Source organism: Cnuella takakiae, assembly GCF_001953305.1.
GTDB lineage: Bacteria > Bacteroidota > Bacteroidia > Chitinophagales > Chitinophagaceae > Flavisolibacter > Flavisolibacter takakiae.
On the sequence record NZ_MTFE01000010.1, the window covers coordinates 1,113,960 to 1,138,406 of the forward strand.

Annotated in this window: 23 protein-coding genes; 17 read left to right on the top strand and 6 right to left on the bottom strand. The window is 50.7% G+C overall.

The genetic code is table 11. The features are described from left to right. Positions 1–47: 47 nt before the first annotated feature. From hemE to hemA, 4 genes are read right to left on the bottom strand one after another with little or no spacing between them, the layout of a single operon-like run. On the bottom strand, positions 48–1,112 hold the full coding sequence (gene hemE, locus BUE76_RS05235; RefSeq protein WP_073047679.1) for a uroporphyrinogen decarboxylase: 1,065 nt from the start codon (positions 1,110–1,112) through the stop codon (positions 48–50). Continuing rightward, the gene (locus BUE76_RS05240; protein ID WP_083596686.1) at positions 1,109–1,849 is read right to left on the bottom strand and encodes a uroporphyrinogen-III synthase; all 741 of its coding nucleotides are present in this window, start codon (positions 1,847–1,849) and stop codon (positions 1,109–1,111) included. The genes hemE and BUE76_RS05240 overlap by 4 nt, the downstream gene beginning before the upstream one ends. Next, complete coding sequence (locus BUE76_RS05245; RefSeq protein WP_073047674.1) at positions 1,806–2,852, bottom strand: hydroxymethylbilane synthase; 1,047 nt, start codon at positions 2,850–2,852, stop codon at positions 1,806–1,808. Before BUE76_RS05245 ends, BUE76_RS05240 begins: the two co-directional genes overlap by 44 nt. Next, entirely contained in the window at positions 2,849–4,084 is a 1,236-nt protein-coding gene (gene hemA / locus BUE76_RS05250) for a glutamyl-tRNA reductase (RefSeq protein ID WP_073047670.1), read from the bottom strand. Before hemA ends, BUE76_RS05245 begins: the two co-directional genes overlap by 4 nt. 285 nt (positions 4,085–4,369) lie before the next feature. Here hemA and hemH point away from each other — a divergent pair, with 285 nt between their 5' ends. The 8 genes from hemH (at position 4,370) to BUE76_RS05290 (ending at position 16,279) form a co-directional block, all read left to right on the top strand. Beyond that, positions 4,370–5,434 (top strand): ferrochelatase, encoded by a 1,065-nt coding sequence (gene hemH / locus BUE76_RS05255; RefSeq protein WP_073047667.1) that lies wholly within the window; start codon positions 4,370–4,372, stop codon positions 5,432–5,434. Between the two features lie 117 nt (positions 5,435–5,551). Continuing rightward, positions 5,552–6,127, top strand: coding sequence for a CopD family protein (locus BUE76_RS05260; RefSeq protein ID WP_073047665.1), 576 nt, complete (start codon positions 5,552–5,554; stop codon positions 6,125–6,127). A gap of 256 nt (positions 6,128–6,383) precedes the next feature. Beyond that, a complete protein-coding gene (locus tag BUE76_RS05265) occupies positions 6,384–8,600 on the top strand; it encodes a TonB-dependent receptor family protein (RefSeq protein ID WP_143157461.1) in 2,217 nt (738 codons plus the stop codon). 187 nt (positions 8,601–8,787) lie between these two features. Then, positions 8,788–9,690: a hypothetical protein gene (locus BUE76_RS05270; protein WP_143157460.1), complete on the top strand. Its 903-nt coding sequence runs from the start codon at positions 8,788–8,790 to the stop codon at positions 9,688–9,690. Positions 9,691–9,910: 220 nt separating this feature from the next. Next, positions 9,911–13,315 (top strand): isoleucine--tRNA ligase, encoded by a 3,405-nt coding sequence (gene ileS, locus BUE76_RS05275; protein WP_073047762.1) that lies wholly within the window; start codon positions 9,911–9,913, stop codon positions 13,313–13,315. 8 nt (positions 13,316–13,323) lie between these two features. Next, positions 13,324–14,247, top strand: a complete 924-nt coding sequence (locus tag BUE76_RS24135) for a TraR/DksA family transcriptional regulator (RefSeq protein WP_143157459.1) — start codon at positions 13,324–13,326, stop codon at positions 14,245–14,247. A gap of 162 nt (positions 14,248–14,409) precedes the next feature. After that, entirely contained in the window at positions 14,410–15,729 is a 1,320-nt protein-coding gene (locus BUE76_RS05285) for an alkaline phosphatase D family protein (RefSeq protein WP_073047657.1), read from the top strand. A gap of 43 nt (positions 15,730–15,772) precedes the next feature. After that, positions 15,773–16,279: a YcxB family protein gene (locus BUE76_RS05290; protein ID WP_073047654.1), complete on the top strand. Its 507-nt coding sequence runs from the start codon at positions 15,773–15,775 to the stop codon at positions 16,277–16,279. A gap of 153 nt (positions 16,280–16,432) precedes the next feature. Here the strand turns inward: BUE76_RS05290 and BUE76_RS05295 are convergent, their stop codons facing one another. Then, positions 16,433–16,861, bottom strand: coding sequence for a GNAT family N-acetyltransferase (locus BUE76_RS05295; protein ID WP_073047651.1), 429 nt, complete (start codon positions 16,859–16,861; stop codon positions 16,433–16,435). Positions 16,862–17,036: 175 nt separating this feature from the next. On the opposite strand from BUE76_RS05295, the gene BUE76_RS05300 reads away from it, so the two are divergent. The 5 genes from BUE76_RS05300 (at position 17,037) to BUE76_RS05320 (ending at position 20,515) form a co-directional block, all read left to right on the top strand. Further along, positions 17,037–17,273, top strand: coding sequence for an acyl carrier protein (locus tag BUE76_RS05300; protein WP_072835589.1), 237 nt, complete (start codon positions 17,037–17,039; stop codon positions 17,271–17,273). A 108-nt stretch (positions 17,274–17,381) separates the two neighbouring features. After that, positions 17,382–18,635, top strand: a complete 1,254-nt coding sequence (gene fabF, locus BUE76_RS05305) for a beta-ketoacyl-ACP synthase II (protein ID WP_073047647.1) — start codon at positions 17,382–17,384, stop codon at positions 18,633–18,635. Between the two features lie 29 nt (positions 18,636–18,664). Then, positions 18,665–19,405, top strand: coding sequence for a ribonuclease III (gene rnc / locus BUE76_RS05310; protein WP_073047644.1), 741 nt, complete (start codon positions 18,665–18,667; stop codon positions 19,403–19,405). Positions 19,406–19,627: 222 nt separating this feature from the next. Beyond that, the gene (locus BUE76_RS05315; protein WP_073047756.1) at positions 19,628–20,059 is read left to right on the top strand and encodes an antitoxin Xre/MbcA/ParS toxin-binding domain-containing protein; all 432 of its coding nucleotides are present in this window, start codon (positions 19,628–19,630) and stop codon (positions 20,057–20,059) included. 3 nt (positions 20,060–20,062) lie between these two features. Further along, the gene (locus BUE76_RS05320) at positions 20,063–20,515 is read left to right on the top strand and encodes an RES family NAD+ phosphorylase (protein ID WP_073047641.1); all 453 of its coding nucleotides are present in this window, start codon (positions 20,063–20,065) and stop codon (positions 20,513–20,515) included. Between the two features lie 5 nt (positions 20,516–20,520). Here the strand turns inward: BUE76_RS05320 and mce are convergent, their stop codons facing one another. Beyond that, positions 20,521–20,925 carry a methylmalonyl-CoA epimerase gene (gene mce / locus BUE76_RS05325; RefSeq protein WP_073047638.1) on the bottom strand — a complete coding sequence of 135 codons (405 nt, stop codon included), beginning with the start codon at positions 20,923–20,925 and terminating at the stop codon, positions 20,521–20,523. A gap of 112 nt (positions 20,926–21,037) precedes the next feature. On the opposite strand from mce, the gene BUE76_RS05330 reads away from it, so the two are divergent. The 4 genes from BUE76_RS05330 to BUE76_RS05345 all read left to right on the top strand — a co-directional run bounded on the left by BUE76_RS05330 (position 21,038) and on the right by BUE76_RS05345 (position 24,445). Further along, positions 21,038–22,255 (top strand): IscS subfamily cysteine desulfurase, encoded by a 1,218-nt coding sequence (locus tag BUE76_RS05330; RefSeq protein WP_317041381.1) that lies wholly within the window; start codon positions 21,038–21,040, stop codon positions 22,253–22,255. 102 nt (positions 22,256–22,357) lie between these two features. Further along, positions 22,358–22,774 carry a Fe-S cluster assembly scaffold IscU gene (iscU, locus tag BUE76_RS05335; protein WP_073047635.1) on the top strand — a complete coding sequence of 139 codons (417 nt, stop codon included), beginning with the start codon at positions 22,358–22,360 and terminating at the stop codon, positions 22,772–22,774. A gap of 106 nt (positions 22,775–22,880) precedes the next feature. Continuing rightward, entirely contained in the window at positions 22,881–23,231 is a 351-nt protein-coding gene (locus tag BUE76_RS05340; protein WP_073047630.1) for a HesB/IscA family protein, read from the top strand. A gap of 494 nt (positions 23,232–23,725) precedes the next feature. Then, positions 23,726–24,445, top strand: coding sequence for an ABC transporter permease subunit (locus BUE76_RS05345; protein ID WP_073047627.1), 720 nt, complete (start codon positions 23,726–23,728; stop codon positions 24,443–24,445). The last annotated feature ends 2 nt before the right edge of the window (positions 24,446–24,447 follow it).

The following is a 24,447-nucleotide window of genomic DNA, read 5'->3' on the forward strand; positions in this document are numbered from 1 at the left end:
CACAAGGTTCGACGTTGCTGAATGTTTGATAAAAGTCGGAGTGTTTTTTATACTCCCTCCCCACCGGGGAGGGCAGGGGAGGGGCTGCTGTATTCCTTCACCGCCTCCACAAAGGCCTTCGCATGATCTACGGGTACATTGGGCGTAATGCCATGGCCCAGGTTGGCAATGTAGCGCTGGGTGCCGAAGCCGTCGATCATTGCCTTAACGCTCTTCTTGATCTCTGGAACCGGTGCCAGCAGTTTGGCGGGATCGAAATTGCCCTGCAAAGTGATGTTGCCACCAGTCCACTCACGGGCCAGTTTGGGATCAATGGTCCAGTCGAGGCCAATGCCCGAGGCACTGCTTTGCGACAGGTCTTTTAGTGCATACCATGTGCCCTTAGGGAAGAGGATTACCGGTGCATGCTTGCTCACCGCATCTGAAATCTGGATCAGGTAAGGCTTCGCAAAAGTGTTGAAATCGGCGGGGCTCAGCGAACCTGCCCAGCTATCAAATACTTGTACAGTATCCGCACCTGCTTTGGTTTGCGCAATCAGGTAGTCGATGGTGATATCCGTTATCTTCTGGAGCAGCTGGTGTGCCAGTTGGGGCTGTGTGTAGGCAAACTGCTTCGCCTTATCCCATGTTTTACTGCCTTTGCCTTCCACCATGTAGCAGAGGATGGTCCAGGGGGCACCGGCAAAACCGATCAGGGGTGTGCGGCCGTTCAATTCTTGCTTGGTCAGCGTCAATGCATCCAGCACATACTTCAGGCTTTCTTCAGCGCCTGTTGTAATCAGCGCGTCGATGTCGGCCTGTGTTTGCATCACCTTGGGCAGCGAAGGGCCCTTGCCTTCTTCCATCAGCACTTCCACACCCATGGCTTGCGGAATCACGAGGATATCGGAGAATATGATGGCTGCATCAACACCCACCTGGTCGATGGGCTGCAGGGTAATCTCGGTTGCCAGTTCGGGCGTTTGTACGCGGGTGAAAAAGTCGTACTTGGCTTTCAGCTTCAGGTAGTCGGGCAGGTAGCGGCCGGCCTGGCGCATCATCCATACGGGAACACGTTCTACTTGTTCGCCACGCAGGGCACGCAGCAGCAGGTCATTCTTCAGGTTGCTCATTCGTTGGGCTGTTTAGGGTTGCGGTAGTAGTCCATCGCATCGCGAACAAGCTGTTCTTTCGACGGACTATCGGCAACGTATATGCGATTTGTTGTGTACGTGTTCAGTGCCGCGGCAGTGGTGGTGCCAATGGCAAAAAGATCGGTGCTTTCAGGGAGCTGTGAATTGCTGTTGAAAAAAGCATGCACTGCGCTGGGGCTGTAAAACAGGATGCCGTGGTAGGCCTTGTCCAGTACATGCGGTGTTTCGATGGTGCGGTAAACCATCACCTCGTTCAGTTCAATGCCGGCTTCCTTTAGTTTGTCGGGCAGCTCATCGCGGCGGATATCGCCACAAAAAAAAGTGACTTCCTTTTCGCCTCGGCTAATGATGGTATCGGCGAGCGCTCCTGCATTGTCGGCGGTACCGGCAATGGTACCTAAATGCGCTTCGGCCAGCAGTTTGGTGGTGTTGCCGATGGCATAAATACGCCAGCCGGGTTTTTGCCCCAGGTAATGGTGTACGGCTTCAACGGCATTCATGCTGGTAAACACCACGGTGGTATATGCGGTGGCCGCCTTTATTTGCACCTCCACTTCATCGTTAAGGATGGGCTCGGTATCAATAAAAGAAAGGCAATCGATGTGAAAGCCTTTGTGTGCCGCTTCTTCCAGCAGGGATGCCGGAAGGGGCCGGGTACTCAGTATGGTAAACTCAGGATTTTGCATTGCGTACTTGCTGAACAATTTCGTTGACATAAGGTTGGTTCAGCAATTCATTGGCCAGCAGCACACCCAGGGTTTGCGAATGCTCAGATGCAGATTCTTTTTCCACTTCCACCATGCGGCTGCCATCGGGAGCACAGATATTACCCCGCAGCCATACTTTTCCCCCGCGCATTTGCGCCAGCGCACTGATGGGCGTGGAGCAACCACCCATAAGGGTGCGGAGGAAATCACGTTCGGTTTTTACACAGAGGGCGGTATGCTCGTGGTGAAAGCTTTGGCAGGCATCAAACGCGTAGTTGTCATCTTTACGGCAAACCACCATAATAGCGCCCTGTGCGGGTGCAGGCAGCATCCAGTCGAGGTCAATGCTCTTTTCGGGGCGGAGGTTGATGCGCTCCAGGCCGGCACCGGCGAAGATGGCGCCGTTCCAGTTGCTTTCGGCCACCTTGCGCAGGCGGGTATTTACATTGCCGCGCAGGTTTTCGATAGTATGAGTAGGGTAGCGGTGTTTCCACTGGGCGATGCGGCGGATGGAGGAGGTGGCTAAGGTGAATGGTGAATGGTGAGTAGTGAATGGTTGATCGTGAATGGTCAATGGTGAATGGTGAATCGCTGCCGTTGATGGCTCATTCACCATTGATGATTGCCCATTGCCCATTGCCCATTGGCCATTCACAAATCCCAGTTGCTCCAGGTCCGAATCATTTTTATACACAAAGATGTCTTTATGCGAAGCACGCTCCAGCACGGCGGCCTGTTGCAGGCCATTGGCCAGCTGGGTAGGCACGTCCTTCATGGAGTGTACGGCGATGTCGATGGTATTGTTGAGCAGGGCAATGTCCAGCACTTTGGTAAATACACCGGTAACACCTATTTCGTATAGGGGGGTAACGAGGTTGATATCACCCTCGCTTTTCATATACACCAGCTCGGAAGCGATGCCGGCGGTTTTGAGTAAATCCTGCACTAAAGTGGCCTGCCACACAGCCAGCTGGCTGTCGCGGGTACCAATACGAAGGGGTTGTGAGCTCATGATTGGGCGGTGCCGGTGGTCATAAATTTATTGATGGCCTCGAAGAAATGACAGGCTCCGCCGTTTTTTAAACGGATCTTACCAGCCATATCATTGATCACCCGCTGGATGCGGGCATCGGCCTCCTTGCTGCAGCCGGTGCTGGAGCAAATAAAGTCGGGGTTGTTGTGGATCTCCTTCAGCTTGAGCTTGGTGGTTTTCAGCAGGGGCGCATGACGGCGCATCTGCTGCCACTCTTCAAACTCGCACATGCACTCGGCGATGATGGCCTTTGCCTTGGGGACTTCGGCTTCCCGCTTCTTCAGGGTTTCGTCCTTGAGTTTGGAGAGTTCATCCACGTTCACCAGATGTACGTTGGGCAGCACCTGTGCGTCGTCGGCAACATTATAAGGAATAGAAAGATCGATGATCAGTTTGTCGGTACCGCCTTCCAGGTGCTCTTTGCGGATCACCGGGTCGGTGGCATTGGTAGCCACCAGGATGATATCGGCTTTGGCGATCTCTTCACCCAGGTTTTCCAGCAGGGCGTATTTCAGACCCAGCTCACCGGCCAGCTCGGCAGCCTTTTCGGGCGAGCGGTTGATGAGGGTAACGTTTTGGGTTTCAAGATAGTCCACCACGTTCTTGCAGGTATTGCGGCCTATTTTGCCTACACCCAGCAAGAGGATATTTTTTTCGGAAGGCTTTGCGATTACGTTGCGGATATACTGCACCGCGGCAAAAGCCACCGAAACGGTACCGCCACTCAGTTCGGTATTGTTCTTGATCAGTTTCGACGATTGCAGCGCGGAGTTGAGCAGGCGTTCGGTGAAAGCGCCGATAAACCCGCGGTCTTTGGCAAACTTGCAGGCCAGCTTCATCTGTCCAACGATCTCGTAATCACCCAAAATCTGGGAGTCGAGACCGGCAGCTACCGAGTAAAGGTGCTCGATGGCTTTGTGGCCATTTTTGATATAGGCGAGTTTGGAAAAGGTTTCAGCAGAACCTGCGGTTTGCGTGCACAGCAGGTGGATGAGTTGCCCCGGGTGGTGGGCGAAACCGTACACTTCGGTACGGTTGCAGGTGGAAAGAACAAACAGTTCGCCCAATCCGGAAGCCTTGGCTGTGTGCAGCAAAGTTTCGTACTGGTCATTGTTAATGGCAAACTGTCCGCGGATGGATGCATCCGTTTTCTTATAGTTAATCCCTACAATGAAGAAATTGGTGATGTGCCTGTATTCGTTCGTTTCCATTCAGTGTATCTCGTCGGTGAAATCGCACAGCAAAGGTACTTGGGCACCATCCAAACTGTGCATCGTTCTGTCATTGATGTGTCATTTCAGCGTCTGATTTTCATCAGGTTGTAACCTGCTATGTGTCAATTGAACAATTTGGCGCATCAACTGTCTATGGGATTTCGGATGTGGGATTTCAGATTTCGATATTTGCCGGTTGCGTAAGCTTACTGCTGTCAACAGCCTCCGAATTCCAAAATCCCACATCCGAAATCAGTTTACTTTTGTCACACGAAATTTTCTATGAAAAGAGCTGTTGTTTTAATGAACCTGGGTTCGCCCGACTCTACCGAAGTAAAGGATGTACGGCGCTATCTCGACGAGTTTTTGATGGACGAGCGGGTGATTGACAAGCCCTTATGGTTCCGGCGGCTGTTGGTGAAAGGCATTATTGTGCCGTTTCGTTCGCCTAAATCGGCTAAAGCGTACAAGAGCATCTGGACTGAAGAAGGCTCGCCCTTGCTGGTGATCAGCCGCCAGCTGCAGGATGCGCTGGATAAAGAAATCGATGAGCCGGTGGTACTGGCTATGCGTTATGGCAACCCTTCGCCCAAGGCGGCTTACGACAGCCTGGTGGCCCAAAACCCCGACCTGGAAGAGGTGATCCTGGTGCCCCTGTACCCGCATTATGCCATGAGCTCTTACGAAACGGCCGTGGAATATGCCAAGGAGCAGCACCGCACGGGTGGCTACAAGTTTAAGCTCACCACCATTAAGCCATACTACGACGACGATACCTACCTGCATGCCCTTTGCGAAAGCATCCGGCCGCAGCTGGAGCAGGACTACGACCAGATCCTGTTTTCGTACCACGGCGTGCCCGAACGGCATATAAAGAAAGGTGACATCACTGGCCAGCACTGCCTGCAGGTGGCCGGCTGCTGCGACAAGCCTTCGGCAGCGCACCAATATTGCTACCGGCACCAGTGCTGGGCTACTACCAAAGAAGTGGCCAGGCGCCTGAACATACCCGATGGCAAATGGGGCTTTTCGTTCCAGAGCCGCCTGGGCCGCGATCCCTGGCTGCAGCCTTATACCGCCAAGCGCCTGGAAGAGCTGCCTAAAGAAGGGGTGAAGAAACTGCTGGTGGTTTGCCCAGCCTTTGTGAGCGACTGCCTGGAAACCCTTGAAGAGATTGCCGAAGAAGGTAAGGAAGAGTTCATGCACGCCGGCGGCGAGTCGTTTGAAATGATTCCCTGCCTCAACGTACACCCGCTTTGGGTGGGCGCCCTCAAAAAATGGATCGGTGAACTCAGTTCCGGCGACAAAACCATGGAATTGGGGAAGATGTTTCATGAAAGAGCTTAGGGTAAGTTCAAAGTCAAAAGTTCAAAGTCAGGGTCATGAGTAATCCCGGCTTTGAACTTTGAACTAGCAACCTTCAACTCAATACTGGCAGCAATTCCTTCACTTCAACCTCCACGCTTGTACCTCTACCTTAAAGCCCTCCACATCATTTTTATTGTTACCTGGTTTGCCGGGATGTTCTACATCGTACGCCTCTTTATATATAATACTGAAGCGCAGGAGCGGGGTGAGCCTGAGCGGGGCATTTTGCAACGCCAGTTCCGAATCATGATCAAAAGGTTGTGGCTGGGCATCACCTGGCCATCGGCAGTTTTGACCCTGATTCTTGGGCCAACGGTGATGTACCTGGGCGGCTGGCACAACCAACTGGATGAAACGGCAGGTAAGTGGCTGCTGGTCAAGTTGTTGTTTGTGGCTGGGTTGTATGCTTACCATTTTTCCCTTCATGCCATTTACAAACAGGAGTTGGCGGGAGTGTTCAAATACTCCTCCGGAAAGCTGCGGGTGTGGAACGAGGTAGCCACCATTTTCCTGGTGGCCATCGTAATGCTGGCAACGGTAAAAAGCAGTGTTTCCTGGGTGTATGGGTTGGCGGGGTTGATTGGGCTGGTGGTAGTGTTGATGAGTGCGATAAAGATTTATAAGAACCTCAGGCAAAAAGAGGCGCCGGCAGCAATTGACAATGCAGGGTAAATAATTGATAGCTAAACCAGGCCCGGGCGCCTGGTTTTTATTTTTGATTAAAAAAGTGTTGCAACCAGCTGTTCTCCAAATACAGTATTTGATCCTATGTGTAAGCTTTTAGCCTCACCGGTGCCACAAAGTTGAATAAACTGCCTTGGTGCTACAACCTGTGGTTGTATTTCCCGATACCGTAACCCCATTTCCTGAATCCGTAAACGCTTCCATTTGCTGCGGCGCACCTTTGCACCCCAACGATTTGAAGATTATGCGCACCAGAATCCTGCTCTCCCTTAGCCTGTTTTGCTCCCTGGCTGCCTCAGCCCAGGTAGTGACAAATACCCCATTTTACGACGACTCCACTGCTCCCCGCACCAAGAATCTTCCCGAAATCACCATTGTGGGCCGCGGCTCCAAAAGCGACTACCAGGCCCTGCCCGAAATTGTGGGTACTTCTATCTATGCCGGTAAAAAAAGCTCCCTGATTGTGCTGGACAATGTGCAGGGCAACGTGGTGACCAATACCATGCGCCAGGTGCTGGCCAAAGTGCCCGGCATCCATGTATGGGAAAGCGACCCTTCAGGGATACAGATCGGTATCTCGGCCCGTGGGCTGAGCCCCAACCGAAGCTGGGAATTCAATACCCGCCAGAACGGTTATGATATTGCTGCCGATCCTTTTGGCTACCCCGAAGCATATTATAACCCGCAATTGCAGGCGGTACAACGCATCGAAATCATCCGTGGACAGGGCTCGCTCCAATACGGGCCCCAGTTTGGTGGTATGGTCAACTATATCCTGCGCAACGGCTCCGAAATCACCAAGCCTTTTGAGTTTGAAACCCAGCAGACTGTGGGTTCCAATGGCCTGTTCAACTCCTATAATGCCATAGGCGGTAATACGGAAAAAGTGCATTATTACGCTTTCTTCGACCACCGCAACGGCGATGGCTGGCGCCAGAACAGCCGCTACAACAGCAACTCGGGTTTTGCCACCATTACTTATAAGTTTAATCCCAAGGCAAGCCTTACCGCCGAGCTGATGCGCTACCACATGCGCAGCCAGCAGCCGGGCGGTTTGACCGATTCCCTGTTCAAGATTGATGCACAGCAGAGCCTGCGCAGCCGCAACTGGTTCGACATTACCTGGACCACGCCTGCGCTGATTTTCAATTATAATTTCAACGCCACCACCCGCTGGAACACGAAGTTGTTTGCCACCATCGGCGACCGCAACTCGGTGGGCTTTTTCCCTGCAGCCGGTATCATTGTGCCCGATACCATCAATGCCGCTACCCGCGAGTACAACAACCGGGTGATCAACCTCGACCAATACCGCAACTATGGACTGGAAAGCCGTTTCATCACCGATTACCGGCTGGCTGGTTTGAACCATACATTTTCGGGCGGCATCCGCGCCTACACCGGCACCACGCACCGGGTGGCCGATGGCAAGGGTTCTACCGGTACGGGCTACGATGTAAACGTGATAGGCCGGTACCCCCGCGATGTGGAGTTTGTAAGCCACAACCTGGCGGCTTTTGTTGAAAACATCTTCCGTATCAACGACCGCCTGTCGGTAATTCCCGGTATCCGCTACGAGTGGCTGGAAGGGGCTGCCTCGGGCCGCAACAGCATCAATGCACAGGGACAGGATGTGATTTTGCAAAATGTTTCCCGCAGCCGTGGCTTTGTGCTGGCCGGCGTTGGCGCCGAATATGATGTGACCAAAGGCACCGAGCTGTACGCCAACTGGAGCCAGGCTTACCGCCCCATCCAGTTTGCCAACCTGCAGGCACCGCCCACTACCGATATTGTGGATCCGAACCTTGCGGATGCCCGTGGCTACAACCTCGACCTGGGTTACCGTGGCAAGGTGGGTAATTACCTCCAGTGGGATGTAAGTGCCTATCGCCTGCAGTACAACAACCGGGTAGGTACCATCACCCCTGTTGCCGGCGGCCCCCGCCTCATTACCAACGTGGGCGCCAGCACCAGTAAGGGCATCGAAAGCTATATCGAGTTCAATCCCGTACGTGCTTTTTCACAGAGCCGCTATGCCGACCTGATCCTTTTTGGTTCGTATGGTTATACCGATGCCCGCTACAGCGGCAACCATAAAGATGCTACTACCAAGGACAAGAGGGTAGAGAATGCCCCCCGCAATATTTTCCGCGGTGGTATTACGGCCGGTTACAAAGGCTTTTTGCTCACCGGCCAGGTGAGCCATGTAAGCGATGCCTACAGCGACGCCAACAATACGGTGCTGCCTACTGCCAACGCCAACAATGGTCTGATCCCGGCTTATACCATTACCGACCTGACGGCTACTTATAAATTCAACAGCAACCTGAACCTGAAAGCAGGTATCAACAACCTGTTTGATGAGCGCTACTTTACCCGCCGTGCCGGTGGCTACCCCGGCCCGGGATCGCTTCCCGCCGATGGCCGTACCTTTTTTGTAGGTGTAGGTGCTAAGTTTTAAATGCATAAGCCCAAAGATTTGAGCCCTGGCAATTAGCCGGGGCTTTCCTTTTTTATATGGGAGGGCCATGAACCTTGCCTGTACCCAACAAATTAGGTGGGATGTATGGCATACCTGAGTTGGCAGCCGGGTAAATACTATCCGGATGGGTTGGTGTTGGAATATGGTGAATACCCACATTTGTATCATGCCCAAACTGTTCGTTTTCCTGTATTTTCTGTTTCTTCATTTCCGAGGCGTTACCCAACCGCTCGACGTGAACTATTCCGGAGTATGGGGCTTTATGACACAAGCAGGTGTGAACTGGTTCTTTGGTGATATTGGTGGCATACGCGGTGTGGGTCAACCTTTTGCAAAGGACTGGAACCTGAAGGGCACCACGCCCAATGTTGCGGCCAGTGTGCTGTACAATGCAACCAATAGAATGGCTTTCCGGCTGCAGGTTAGTGCCGGCAGTCTCAAGTCGGACGATAAATACCTGCCGCTTGATGATAACAGCGGGCGCCGCGAACGCAACCTGAACTTCCGGACCTCGCTGTTTGAGGCATGCGCCGGTGTCCAGCTCAACTACCGCTATTTTGTGGATTATGCCGTTGACAACGAGCCTACAATAGGCCGGTTTTACCCACATGCATTTGTAGGGATTGGCTTGTTTTATGCCAATCCAAAGGCGCTGTATGAGGGCAGTTGGGTGGCCCTGCGGCCCTTGCGCACCGAAGGGCAGGGTATGGCCGAATATCCCGACAGGAAGCTGGTAAAACCCATCAACCTGTACTTCCCCGTTTCGCTGGGACTCAATTACAACTTTAATGAAGGATTGGGCATGCACCTGGAGTGTATGTGGCGCAAGTCGAGTACCGACTACGTGGATGATGTCAGCGCCCGGTATATTAATCCCGCGCTGTTTGACAAATACCTGACCCCGGAGCAAACTAAAATCGCCAGGGCCCTCCACGACCGGAGTGGTGAACTCAATAACGGGCGAAGTATCAACAAGGAGGGCGACATCCGCGGTTTGCCTGATAAGGACAGCTGGGTGAGCTTTAACCTGGGGATTACCTACAACCTGTGGAGAAAGAAATATTATTAATAGCAGCCAAGGGGTTTGTTCTCCTGTATTCCCAAGCTTGCGATCTGCAAGTATGCCCCTAAAACCCGCATTTCTTTCATTGTATATTATAATTATATAAGAATGCTTTTCGGTTTTGCTCCTCTTTGTATCCCGCTTCGCTAAAAAAGGACCTGCCTATTATGAGCCCCGGTATTCTTACCCTTCACTTTCCGTACCTTTAGCCCCATTTTTTAGCAATATGACCGCTCGATATAAAGAATTTAAATACCTGAACCTTCCCTCCATCGAAAAAGAGATCCTTCGGAAGTGGGAGGAGGAGCAGGCTTTTCAGAAAAGCGTGGAGCTGCGCCAGGGCGCTCAGCCCTTTGTATTTTATGAGGGACCGCCTTCGGCAAATGGTATGCCCGGCATTCACCACGTTATTTCGCGTACGCTGAAAGACCTGGTATGCCGCTACAAAACCATGCAGGGCTTCCAGGTGCAGCGCAAGGGTGGTTGGGATACCCACGGTTTACCGGTTGAGTTGGGTGTGGAAAAGGAGCTGGGTATCACCAAGGAAGACATCGGCAAAACCATTTCGGTGGCCGACTACAACCAAAAATGCCGCGAGGCCGTACTGCGGTACAAAGACAAATGGGACGACCTGACCACCCAAATGGGTTATTGGGTGGACCTCAAGAATCCGTATATCACCTTCACCAACGAATACATCGAAAGCCTGTGGTGGTGCCTGCAGCAACTGTATAAGCGCAACTTGCTGTACAAAAGCGTATCCATCCAGCCTTATTCGCCCGGCGCCGGCACCGGTTTGAGCTCGCACGAGCTGAACCAGCCCGGTACTTATAAAATGGTGAAAGACACCAGTGCAACCGTGGTGTTTGGTTTAAAAAAAACCGAGCATTCGGCATTCCTTTTTGAAAAAGTAAGCGGCGAAGCAGTTGGCATCCTGGCCTGGACCACCACGCCCTGGACCCTTCCTTCCAACCTCGGCCTGGCCGTGGGTGGAAATGTGGATTATGTACTGGTAAAAACCTTCAACCCCTATACCCACCAGCCGCAGAACGTGGTGATGGCTAAGGCGCTGTTGCATAAATACTTCAAATCTGAGGGCGAGAACGCCGATTTTGCCGCCTATAAAGAAGGTGACAAGGTAGTGCCCTACCAGATACTGTCTGAGTTTAAAGGCGCTGAGCTGGAAAATCTGCCCTACGAGCAGTTGCTGCCTTATGAGGCTAACTCATTAGAAGCAGTTCGGGCCATAACGCCTGATGCGAAACCTTTCCGCATCATGGTAGGCGATTTCGTAACCACGGAAGATGGTACCGGTATCGTCCACATCGCCCCTGCCTTTGGCGCAGATGACTTTAAGGTGGGTAAGAAATACGGCATCGGCATCCTGACCCTGGTTGACCGCGAAGGCAAATTCGTGGACGGGCTGGGTGAGTTCAGCGGCCGTTTCATCAAAGATTATAAGAATGAACAGGGATATGTAGACGTGAACGTCGACATATCCGTAAAGCTCAAGAAAGAAGGCCGTGCCTTTAAAGTTGAAAAATACGAGCACAGCTATCCCCACTGCTGGCGCACCGACAAGCCGGTAGTGTACTACCCGCTGGATGCCTGGTTTATACGTACCACTGCGCTGAAAGAACGTATGGTGGAGCTGAACAAGACCATCAACTGGAAGCCTGCCGCTACCGGTACCGGCCGTTTCGGCCAGTGGCTGGAGAATATGGTGGACTGGAACCTCAGCCGCAGCCGCTACTGGGGTACGCCCCTGCCCATCTGGCGCACGGAAGATGGTTCGGAAGAAAAATGCATCGGCTCTATTGCCGAGCTGAATGCCGAAATCCGCAAGGCTTCCGAAGTGCTGGGTGGCGAGACCAACAAGCATTACCTGCACGATGGCATCCTGGACCTGCACAAACCTTATGTAGACGAGGTGGTGCTGGTGTCGGATAGCGGCAAGCCCATGCACCGTGAACCCGATCTCATCGACGTGTGGTTCGACTCGGGTGCCATGCCTTATGCGCAGGCGCATTTCCCTTTTGAAAACAAGGAGTTTTTTGCCAATAATTACCCCGCCGACTTTATCGCCGAAGGCGTGGATCAAACCCGTGGCTGGTTTTATACCCTCCATGCCCTGGGTTCCATGCTCAAGGAATCGGTACACGAGGAATTGAAAGCTGCAGGTTTCAAAGGCGACTTTGAGGCCAAGTACCCCGGCTTGGCTTACAAGACCGTTGTATCGAACGGACTGGTGCTGGACAAGAACGGCAACAAGATGAGTAAGCGCCTCGGCAACGTGGTGGATCCGTTCAAAACCATCGGTGATTTCGGCGCCGATGCCACCCGCTGGTACCTCATTACCAACGCATCGCCCTGGGACAACCTCAAGTTTGACCTCGAAGGCATCAAGGAAGTGCAACGCAAATTCTTTGGTACTTTATATAATACCTACCAGTTCTTCGGCCTTTATGCAAACGTGGACGGCTTCTCGTACAGCGAGGCCCCGATCCCGGTAAAAGAGCGTCCCGAGATCGACCAGTGGATCCTGTCGAGTCTGCAAACCCTGGTGAAAAAGGTAACGGCAGCTTTCGACGACTACGAGCCTACAGTTGCCGGCCGCCTGATCGAGGATTTTGTAGACGAGCACCTCAGCAACTGGTATGTGCGTCTTTGCCGCCGCCGGTTCTGGAAAGGGGAGTACGAGGGCGACAAGATCGCTGCCTACCAAACCCTGTACGAGTGCCTGGAAACTGTAGTAAGATTGATGGCGCCTATTTCGCCCTTCTTCAGCGACGAGCTGTTCCGCAACCTCAATGCCGTTACCGGCCGCTTTAGCGAGGAGTCGGTACACCATGTGTTGTTCCCGAAAGCCGACGAGGCCTTGATCGACACCCTGCTGGAAGAACGCATGCAACTGGCGCAGGACGCTTCCTCGCTGGTACTGTCGCTGCGTAAAAAGGTGAATATCAAGGTGCGTCAGCCCTTGCAAAAGATCCTGATACCGGTTCTGAGCAGTGGTATGGAAGCGCAGTTGCGCAAAGTAGCCGACCTGATCCTGGCAGAAGTAAACGTAAAAGAGCTGGAGTACCTTACCGAAACAGAAGGCTTTATCAAGAAAAAGATCAAGCCTAATTTCCAGGCTTTGGGTAAAAAACTGGGCGCCAGAATGAAAGTGGTATCTACTGCTTTGGCAGAATTTAGTCAGCACGACATTACTTTATTTGAAAAAGAAGGACGATATTCACTCCCCATTGATGGTATTTATGTAGAGCTTACTTTGAGTGAAGTGGAGATCATCAGCGAGGATATTCCGGGTTGGACGGTGGCCAGCAAAGGCGCCCTTACCGTGGCGCTCGACATCAACGTTACACCCGTGCTGGAGCAGGAAGGCAATGCCCGTGAGTTTGTAAACCGGATTCAGAAGGTGCGTAAGGAAAGCGGTTTTGAACTTACCGACCGGATTGCTGTTACTGTAGGTGGCAGCAACGGGCTGGAAGCTTCGCTGCAGCAGTTTAAGTCTTATATATGTGCGGAAATTCTGGCAGACAAGCTGGAGTTTGTGCCCCAAATAATCGATGGCATAGAAATAGAAGTAAACGAAGAGAAGCTGAAGGTCATCGTTTCTAAAATGTAGCGTATTGTATGGCAACAAAGAAAGCTGCCCCCAAAAAAGCCGCCGCCAAAGCCGCAAGTCCGGCAAAAAAGGTGGCCGCACAGCCTGCTAAGGCTGCAACTAAGACTGCTGCGCCAAAGGTAGCACCTGCCAAAAAGGCGGTGGAGACAAAAGCTGCGCCTAAGAAGGCTGCCGAAAAAATTACGGCTGCCCCTGCAGCCAAAAAGGTTGTAAGCGCGTCTAAGCAAGCACCGGCCCCTGTTCAAAAGGTAGCCGCTAAGGCTGCTCCTGCCAAAAAAGAAGCAGAAGCAGAAAAGCCTATGGCAACAAAAACTACCGCCGCTAAAACCGGCAAAGAAGCACCTGCAAAGGTCACAGAGACCGAAGTGGTAAAGCCCGCAGTGGCCGCCCCCAGTACCGAAACTGTGAAGCCTGCAATAAAGCCCCTGGCCAAGCCTGCCAAAAAGGAAAGCGCTAAGCCTTTTGTAGTACCCAAAACCACCACAACCCGGTCGGTTAAGTATGAACCCGAGTTCACCAAATCTGTTTTAGACACATCAACCCCCCAGGAGCCTACAGGACCAAGTATGAGATATTCTGATGCCGAGTTACAAGAGTTCAGGGATCTGATCAACCGCAAGCTGGATACAGCCAAAAAAGAACTGGCTTACCTTCAGGGCCTGATCACCCGCAAGGACGAAAGCGGCGACCTCGACGAAGGCCGCTACATGACCATGGAAGACGGCTCGATGAGCATGGAGCGCGAACAGCTGAGCCAGATGGCCAGCCGCCAGATCCAGTTTATCGACCACCTCGAAAAGGCGATCATGCGCATCGAGAACAAGACTTATGGCGTTTGCCGGGTTACCGGAAAGCTGATCGACAAGGCCCGCCTGCGTGCTGTACCCCACGCCACGCTGAGTATCGAGGCCAAGCAAATGATGAACAAATAAGCTTTCTTTCAAACCTATAAGGTTTCTAAAACCTTATAGGTTTTTAGAGATAACCAGCCCCGCAACTGCGGGGCTTTTTTGTGCCTGCTCTAAAAAAACCTTGAAGGATTTTGGAAACATTCAAGGTTTGGGCCAACTGCTACCTTTACCAAAATTTTGAACATGCGTTTTTGCCTTACCCTTTTGTTTTCCTGCGTTTTGCTGTTGTGCAAGGCGCAATTGGTTGCCGGTCCCATGCTGGGCCAACTGGAGCTCCGCACCGCCAGCATCTGGCTGGAAGTGGCCCTAGGGGTAAAGGCGGTTGCGTTGCGCTATGGGGTGAAAGGCGCCCTGCAAAAAACACAAAGCTATAAAGGCGAACTGGGCAAGGAGTTTAATCCCATCCGGATTGACCTGGGCGGACTGGAGCCCAACACTACTTATGCTTATACCATCATTATTGATGGCAAATCAATACCCGGCGGCAGCTTTACCACCAAGGAACTGTGGCAGTGGCGCAAACCGGCACCTGATTTCTCCTTTGTTACCGGTTCCTGCAATTATGTAAACAACCCGGTGTACGACCGTCCCGGTAAACCCTACGGTGCCGACTCTTCCATTTTCCAGGCCATGGCAAAGGAAAAATCCGCCTTTATGCTGTGGCTAGGCGACAACTGGTACACCCGCGAAGTGGATTATGCTGCTCCGTGGGGATTGTGGGCCCGCGCCAGCCGCGACCGCAGCCAGCCTGTTTTGCAGCCTTTCCTGAAGGCTATGGCACATTATGCCAACTGGGACGATCATGACTATGGACCCAACGATGTGGGTGGGAATTATATACTGAAGGAAGAAGCGAGGAAGGTGTTTCAAAGCTACTGGGCAAACCCATCCTATGGCATGAAAGGGGAGGGGATTTACACTCAGTTTTCCTGGAGTGATGTAGATTTCTTTGTTACCGACGACCGTTGGTGGCGTGCGGCTGATAACCTGCCCGACTCGGTTGATGGCAAGCCAAACCCGGAGAAAACCTTTTTGGGAAAAGAACAACTTCAATGGCTGAAAAATGCACTGGCATATAGTTCGGCAACTTTTAAAATAATAGTAGTGGGCAGCCAGGTGCTCAACCCTGTGCTGGACAACGAATCTTTGCATGACTACCCTGCCGAGTACAATGAACTGGTGCAGTTTATTACCAGCAATAAGATCAAAGGCGTGCTGTTTCTATCAGGTGATCACCATCATTCCGAGATCATCAAAATCAACCGGCAGGGTACCTATCCTTTATATGATATCACAGTGTCGCCGCTCACTTCCGGGTTGCGTGCTTTTGCAGGCCCCGAAGTAAATAATCCGTACCGGGTAGCAGGCTTCGATCATATCCAGAATTATGGTCGGTTTAGCTTTAGCGGCCCCGCCGGGCAGCGCAAGTTGACGGTAAGTTTTCACGATCCGAAAGGAACCCAAATTATGGAGTGGCAGATTAGCGAAAACGAGTTGAGATAAGCGATCATTTGATATCTTCAAATGCACCATTGATACTTGAATAATGACGATCAGTTTTACATATAAGAAGCCGCAGGTAATACAGGCCTTGCGCTACCATTTTTTGGCCAAAAGGGAGATCCGCCTGATGATCATCCTGGTAAATGTCTTTGCTTTTTTGTCGGCAGCACTTTTTTACTTCAAGAAAGTAACGCCCATGGCTTTCCTGACAGGCTCGCTGTTGTGGTTTATCCTGATGCTCACCTTTTGGTTCTTTCTGCCGGGAGCGGTGTATCGCAGGGCCAGCACTTTCCGTGATCATTTCACCATGAAATTCGGTGAGCAGGACTTTTCGGTAGGCAATGAAAGGGGCTCCCGCTCCTGGTCCTGGCAGGCATTGCAAAGCTTCCTGGAAACCCCTAACTTCTTTCACCTGTATTTCGACAGCCGCTCTTTTTTCCTGGTGCCCAAGGATGGGTTTAGCAACAGCGATGAAGTATGGGAAATGCGGCAGTTGCTAAAACAGAAAGTGGGGCCCATCCTAAGTCCTTCCCGAAGGGAAGGACTTTAGAGAACTGCAGCAGCTAGCTTCCTTTCTATTACACAACAAAGCCTGCAACAATTTGGGTGTTGCAGGCTTTGTTGTTTGTTCGGAACCAGTAGGAAACCAAATGTTGTAGGATATCAAAGTCCTTCCCTTCGGGAAGGATTTAGGATGGGCCCCTCATAGTTCTTTTTCCATCACCACGTGCGGTATCGTTACTTCTTCAAACTCGCCGCCCTGTACGTTGTAGCCCATCTTTTCGTAAAAACCAACAGCGTTTTTGCGGGCATGCATGGTAATGCGGCGATAGCCATGATCGCGGGCCAGGTTTTCGGCAAACTGGATGAGTGCCTTACCTACGCCTTTGCCCTGCAGGTCGTTGAGTACGGCCATCTGGCGCAGCCTTACCGTTTGCGGAGCTTCTTCTACCAGCATGCAGCAACCCAGTATTTTATCGTCTTCGTAAGCACCGATCATCAGGTTGCTTTTTTCTTTTTCCAGTTCTTCGGGCGTGAAAGTTAAGCCCAGCGGTTTGCGCAAAATATCCTCCCGAAGGCGCACCATATTGGTATAGTCGGGTGTGCCGTGATCAATGATCTTTAATGCCATGCTAATGGGTTGAGTGGGATCAAGTTACAATAATTGGCGAAACGCACCAATCAAAAATCATTGGCTTACAGGCGCAAACGCCCTGTGGAAAAGGATTTTGGCTAAATCTTGAGCTGAAAGTTCTTTTAATTGTAAAACTTCTATTTTTGCACCACTATAACCAAACTTTTACATCATGTCAGACATCGCAGCAAGAGTAAAAAAGATCATTGTAGACAAACTGGGCGTTGATGAAGCTGAAGTTACCAATGAGGCTTCCTTTACCAATGACCTGGGTGCCGATTCGCTCGACACAGTTGAACTGATCATGGAATTCGAAAAGGAATTCAACATCTCTATTCCTGATGAGCAGGCTGAAACCATCACTACTGTTGGTCAGGCTGTATCTTACCTGGAAGAGCACGCTAAATAAGGAAACACTTTTTTTATCCGTCCCAACCGGAATAAAATCTTTATCCGCCTTTGACTGTGCGAGCAGCAAAGGCGGTTTTATCTTACAAAAACCACGGTGCAAGGCAATATGCAACTTAAGCGGATCGTAGTTACGGGTATGGGTGCCCTCACGCCAATCGGTAATAATATTACTGAGTTCTGGAACAACCTGCGCAACGGTGTTAGTGGCGCCGATACCATCACCAACTTTGATGCGACCAAGTTCAAAACCCGCTTTGCATGCGAGGTGAAGAACTTCGATGCCACCAGTTTCATCGATCGAAAAGAGGCCCGCAAAATGGACCGCTTTACGCAAATGGCCATTGTGGCTTCCGACCAGGCCGTGCAGGATGCCGGTATTGGCGATGACAATGTAAACCCCGACCGCGTAGGTGTTGTATTTGCCTCGGGCATCGGTGGTCTCATCACCTTCCAGGAAGAGGTTACCAACTTCGCCAAAGGCGATGGCACACCCCGCTTCAATCCTTTCTTCATCCCCAAGATGATTTTGGATATTGCCGCAGGCCACATCTCCATGCGGCATGGTTTCCGTGGCCCCAACTTTGCGGTGGTGAGCGCCTGTGCTTCTGCTACCAACGCCATGATGGAAGCTTTCAACCTCATTCGGTTGGGCAAGGCTGATATCATCATTACCGGTGGTGCCGAAACCGTGATCTCCGAAGCCGGTATTGGTGGTTTTAATGCCATGAAGGCCCTCAGCGAGCGCAACGACGATCCCAAAACCGCCAGCCGTCCCTACGACAAAGACCGCGATGGATTTGTGATGGGCGAAGGTGCCGGTGTACTGGTATTTGAAGAACTGGAACATGCCCTGGCTCGTGGTGCCAAGATCTATTGCGAAATTGGCGGCGCCGGTGCTACTGCCGATGCGCACCACCTTACCGCTCCCCATCCCGAAGGACTGGGTGCCCGCAACGTAATGCTCCAGGCACTTGATGATGCCGGTATGACCATTACCGATATCGACTATATCAATACCCATGGTACCTCTACTCCGTTGGGTGATATTGCCGAAGTAAAAGCCATACAGGCTGTGTTTGGCGGCCATGCATACAACCTCAATATCTCTTCTACCAAATCCATGACAGGCCATTGCCTGGGTGCTGCTGGTGTGATAGAGGCTATTGCCTGTATTCAGAGTGTGCAGCACGATATTGTGCCGCCCACCATCAACCACTTCACCGATGATCCGGAACTGGATCCCAAACTGAACTTCACTTTCCATACTGCGCAAAAGCGGGTGGTAAATGCAGCCCTCAGCAATACATTCGGTTTTGGTGGGCACAATGCTTGCATGATCTTTAAAAAATATTCTGCTTAATTTCAACGGCAGGATTTATACATTCAAGCATGTCCTTTGTGGGATTTTGGTCGGCACTCTATAAAAAGCGTTCGGGGTCGTCTTTCAAGAAAAATCTGAAAGCCGTGCTGGGCTTCTCGCCTGGCAGCCTCTCGCTATATAAAACTGCCCTTACCCATCGTTCCATCAAGGAAACATCGGATGCTAACAACGAACGCCTCGAATACCTGGGCGACGCTATTCTCTCCGCTATTATTGCCGATTACCTTTTTAAACGCTATCCCTACAAGGAAGAAGGTTTCCTGACCGAGATGCGCAGCAAGATGGTAAACCGTTCGCAGCTGAACGATATTGCCATCAAGATGGGCCTCAAGAAGATTACTGTATTCAACAAAGCCGACAACTCGCTCAAGGTGAGCCAGATTTTTGGTAATACCCTTGAAGCCCTCGTTGGTGCTGTGTACCTCGATAAAGGGTATAAAAAAACCAGCAAGTGGGTAGGCGAGCAGATCATCATGCCCCACATGTTTGTGGACGACCTGGAGGTGCTGGAAATTAATCATAAAAACAAGCTCTATGGCTGGGCCAACAAAAACGGCAAGCAGTTGGAGTTTGAAACCATGAACGAGCAGATGCAGGGCGGCCGCCGTCTTTTCACCATTGGCGCCGTTGTAAATGGAAAAGTAATTGCCGAAGGCAAGGCTTACAACAAAAAAGACGCTTCGCAAATTGCCGCCCAACTGGCTGTGGAAAAGCTGGGCATCATCAATGGGGAGGCAACACAGCCTTAAACCTGTTGCTTCATCGTATTACTCATTTCGGTGTAGTCTGCGCTATTTTCTTCCTTTCAGAATGAGTTATTCTTCTATTTGCTTTTGAAGCTCCACTTCATATTCATCCTTAAAGGCTTTTGCTATACCAAAGCAACTTGTATATTAATGTTTAGGGGAAATATGCCTTTTTGAAAAGACAAAATTGCCCATTTTTTGTACCTTGTAGGTAAATGCAAAGCCATGATTAAAACGGCTGAGGCCGCATTTTTGGTTTTATCGGAAATGCCCGGCCAAATAAATGACAGCGAAATTTTGGATTTATTGTACACCCGCGAGTTGGATTGGAAGTACATGGATGCAATCAAAAGTCTGACTGCGTTCAGCGACGAAACTATTTCCGATTGGTTCAATATCAGCGTAAAAACTTTGCGGGAATACCGCAAGCCAGGTAGTTCTTTCAAGAACAACGTAAAAGAGCAACTCCTGCTGCTGCTCACCCTAATTAAACATGGCACCTCGGTTTTCGGGTCGCATACCGCCTTTGACAATTGGCTGCGTACACCCAACTTCTTTTTCGACCAAAAAGTTCCGGCCTCTTTTCTCAACACCGTTACCGGTATCAGGTTTGTAAACGACCGGCTCACAGCCATGGAGTATGGCGATAACGTCTGAGGGATGGAAGTGTTTCGGATCACAAAGCAATCCTTTGCCGGTGCCCTTACCGCTTCGGGTAGTGCCAATCGCTGGAATGTAAAAGGACAACAGGTATTGTACACCGGCGGTTCCCGGTCGCTTGCCACCCTTGAACTGGTGGTGCACAAGGGCGCCATCGTGCCAACTGATTTGTATAAAGTGATGGTTATCTCTTTGCCGGATGCGGACCATTTTTATACGCAAGTACAAACGCGGGATTTGCCCCAAAACTGGCAATCCATTGCGGCTTATGCCACCCTGCAGCGCCTTGGTTCCAGCTGGGTGGAGCAAGCAGCATCATTGATTTTAAAAGTCCCTTCTGCGGTTATTCCGTTTGAATACAATTATATCATCAATACCGAGCATCCCGATTTTACAGAAAACGTTAAGTTGGTAAGAACAGAACCTTACTTCTGGGATTACCGGTTGTTTTAAAGGCATTATAGTTTCTTTTCCTGGCACAACTCGATCAACACTCCGTTCGTATCTTTTGGGTGTAAAAAACAAACGAGTTTATTGTCTGCGCCTTCCTTGGGTTGCGGGTTAATCAGGGTAAAGCCTTCATCCTGCAACCGGTTCATCTCTGCATGAATATCGGCCACCTCAAAAGCAATGTGGTGGATGCCTTCCCCCTTCTTTTCAATGAACTTTTGAATAACCCCATCAGGTGTGGTGCTTTCAAGCAGTTCGATCTTGGTTTCGCCTTTTTGGAAAAATGCGGTGCGTACTTTTTCGGAGGCAACTTCCTCCTGTTTATAGCAATTGGTATTCAATAACTTAGAAAATAAAGGAATGGCTTTTTCAAAAGAGCTAACTGCTATACCAATATGCTCAACTTTTAACATGCGCCTTTGTTTATGATTATGGTAAAATTACCGTCATAGATAGGTTCTATAAGGATAGATTGGTGCATTATAGGTAAATTTGCTATCCGAAACGAAAACAAATACATATTGTATGCTGAAACTTCCCATATATCTTGATCATAACGCTACTACGCCCTGTGATCCACGTGTAGTAGAAGCCATGATTCCCTACTTCACCGAGGCTTATGGAAACGCTGCCAGCCGCAACCACCCATTTGGATGGAAGGCTGAAGAAGCTGTGGATTATGCCCGTGAGCAGGTAGCCAAACTAATCAACGCCGATCCTAAAGAAATTATTTTCACCTCCGGTGCCACCGAAGGCGATAACCTGGCGATCAAAGGTGTGTTTGAGATGTATGCTACCAAAGGCAACCACATCATCACCTGTAACATCGAGCACAAAGCCGTGCTGGATACCTGCAAGCACCTGGAGAAAGAAGGTGCCGAGGTTACCTACCTGGAAGTAAGCGATAAAGGCCTGGTTACCCCCGAGCAGGTGGAAGCCGCTATCAAGCCCAACACCATCCTTATTGCCCTCATGTATGGCAACAACGAGATTGGTACCCTGATGCCCATCCGCGAGATCGGTGCCATTGCCCGCAAGCATGGTGTGCTGCTGTTCACCGATGGTGTGCAGGCAGTAGGTAAAATCCCCGTTGACGTGAAGGCCGACAATATTGACCTGATGGCCTTTACCGCACACAAGATGTACGGTCCCAAGGGTGTAGGCGCCCTATACGTTCGCCGCAAGAACCCCCGTGTAAAAGTTACTGCCCAGATGGACGGTGGCGGACATGAGCGTGGCATGCGCAGCGGTACCCTCAATGTGCCTGGTATCGTTGGTTTTGGTAAAGCCTGCGAACTGGCCATGAACGAAATGCAGCAGGATGCCGAGCGCCTGAGCAAGCTCCGCGACAAACTGGAAGGTGCCCTGATGCAACTGGAAGAGGCATACATCAACGGCGACCCCGCACACCGCCTGCCCCATGTTACCAATATTTCTTTCAAGTACGTGGAAGGTGAAGGCCTGCTGATGGGCTTTAATAAGGACATCGCGCTTTCTTCCGGTTCGGCTTGTACTTCTGCTTCACTCGAGCCATCTTACGTGCTGAAAGCACTGGGCCTCGGCGACGATCTGGCACACAGTTCGCTCCGTTTTGGTCTGGGCCGCTACACCACCGAAGAGCAGATCGATTATACCATCGAAGCCATTTCCAAAACAGTAACCAAGCTCCGCGAGATGAGCCCGCTGTGGGAAATGTACAAAGAGGGTATCGACCTGAATACCATCGAGTGGGCACACCACTAAACATAATCTGCCAATCAGCTAATGTGCTAATTAGCTGATTGGCATCACTCTTTTCATAACCGGTACGTAATTAGCACAATAGCTTATTATCAAATTACCACTATGGCTTACTCTGACAAACTGTTGGACCATTACAATAACCCCAAGAATGTGGGTACCCTCGACAAGAGCAAAAACAATGTAGGCACCGGCCTGGTAGGTGCTCCTGAGTGCGGCGACGTTATGCGCCTGCAGATCGAGGTGGACGAGAACGGCGTGATTGCCGATGCCAAATTCAAAACCTTCGGTTGTGGTTCGGCCATTGCTTCTTCCTCGCTGGCTACCGAGTGGCTGAAAGGCAAAAGCATTGAAGACGCCATCAAGATCGACAACATGGTGCTGGTAGAAGAACTAAACCTGCCCCCCGTTAAGATCCACTGCTCGGTACTGGCCGAAGACGCCATCAAGGCTGCCGTTAACGACTACCGCAAGAAGAACGGCCTGGAAGAAATCCAGTTCGAAGAGAGCGTAGTACACTAATTAATTAGCTAATTAGCCAATATGCTAATGTGCTAATAAGGTAATCTGTTACATCAGTTTGCCTTTTTAGCACATTAGCATATTAGCACATTATCACATTAGCATTATGGTTGGAACAGACAACGCCATATTCGTAAGCGATAAGGCAAAAGAAAAAGTAAGTCAGCTGATGCAGGACGCTGGTATTGCCGGCGATGGTTCCTATTTCCTGCGGGTGAGCGTGGTAGGCGGAGGTTGCTCGGGTTTGAGCTATAAGCTGGACTTCGACAACGAAAGCAAACCCATGGACCAGGTGTTTGAAGATAATGGGGTAAAGGTGGTAACCGACCTAAAAAGCTTCTTGTACCTGGTGAACACCGAGCTGAAATTCTCCGATGGCCTGAATGGTAAGGGTTTTTATTTTGAAAACCCTAACGCCAGCAGAACTTGTGGTTGCGGTGATAGCTTCGCCGTGTAAGCAGGAACCGGTGATTTATAAGATTTTGAAAGGAATTGTATGATTGGGTCGTTTAAGAATTGACCTGTTCATCAATGTTATAAGACCTCGCTTTGGCGGGGTTTTGTTTTGACCGGTGATGTGTAGGATTTTGGAAGGATCGGTAGGATGGGTCGTTTACAATTTCACCTGTTGACTAATTTGAAAAAATCTTGCAATGCTGGCTTCGTTTTTACTGCAAGAAGTTGTTATAACATGGTTGGCGTTTATTAGCCCACGGCTTTAGCCGTGGGGCATAGCAAGAACGAATACGATAAAACGGTTTCAACCGTTTCTGTGAACTGAAGCAATGCATGCTGCATTGGCGAGGTGCCAACATTTTGTGAATACGATCTTATCTACATACACTGTAGATGCCCTTCAATCGTTTACAACCAACTTTAAACTTTTGACTCCCAACTATCCCCTATTTTGCACCTACTTCGTACTTCCCACTTCTAACTTCGTACTTACTGATGTGGTCAATTTGTAAAAAAGAGTTCAGCCAGTTTTTCAGCAGCCTAACGGGCTATATCGCCATCGTGGTGTTTTTGCTGGTAAACGGGTTGGTGCTGTTTGTATTTCGCAACAACATACTGGAAAGCGGTTTTGCCACGCTCGACCAGTTCTTTGCTTTTGCACCCTGGGTGATGCTGTTCCTGACGGCCGCAGTTACCATGCGCTCCTTTGCCGATGAGTACCGCGGGGGCACCTTCGAGGTATTGCGCACCCGGCCGCTCACGGCAGGCCAGCTGGTGGGCGGAAAGTTCTGGGGCAGTTTTGCTGTAGCGGCAATTGCACTGCTGCCCACACTGGTATATTTCTTTTCGATCAACAGCCTGGCAGCTACTTCTGGGATTGATGCCGGTGCTGCTGCTGGCTCTTACCTGGGCTTGCTTTTTCTTACCGCGGTATTTACGGCCATCGGTATTTGCGTTTCCTCGTTTACCAATAATGCCGTTGTTGCCTTTATCATCAGCATCGTGGTGATGGTGTTGTTTTACTTTGGCTTTGAGGCTTTGAGCCAGTTGCCCCTGTTTAATAATGGCGCCGGTTATTACATCGAAATGTTGGGCATCCGTTATCATTATACCAGCATCAGCCGCGGCGTGCTCGATACCCGCGACCTGGTGTACTTTATCAGCCTGGTACTTTTTTTCCTGCTCATCACCCGTCAAAACCTGCAGCACCGATAAGC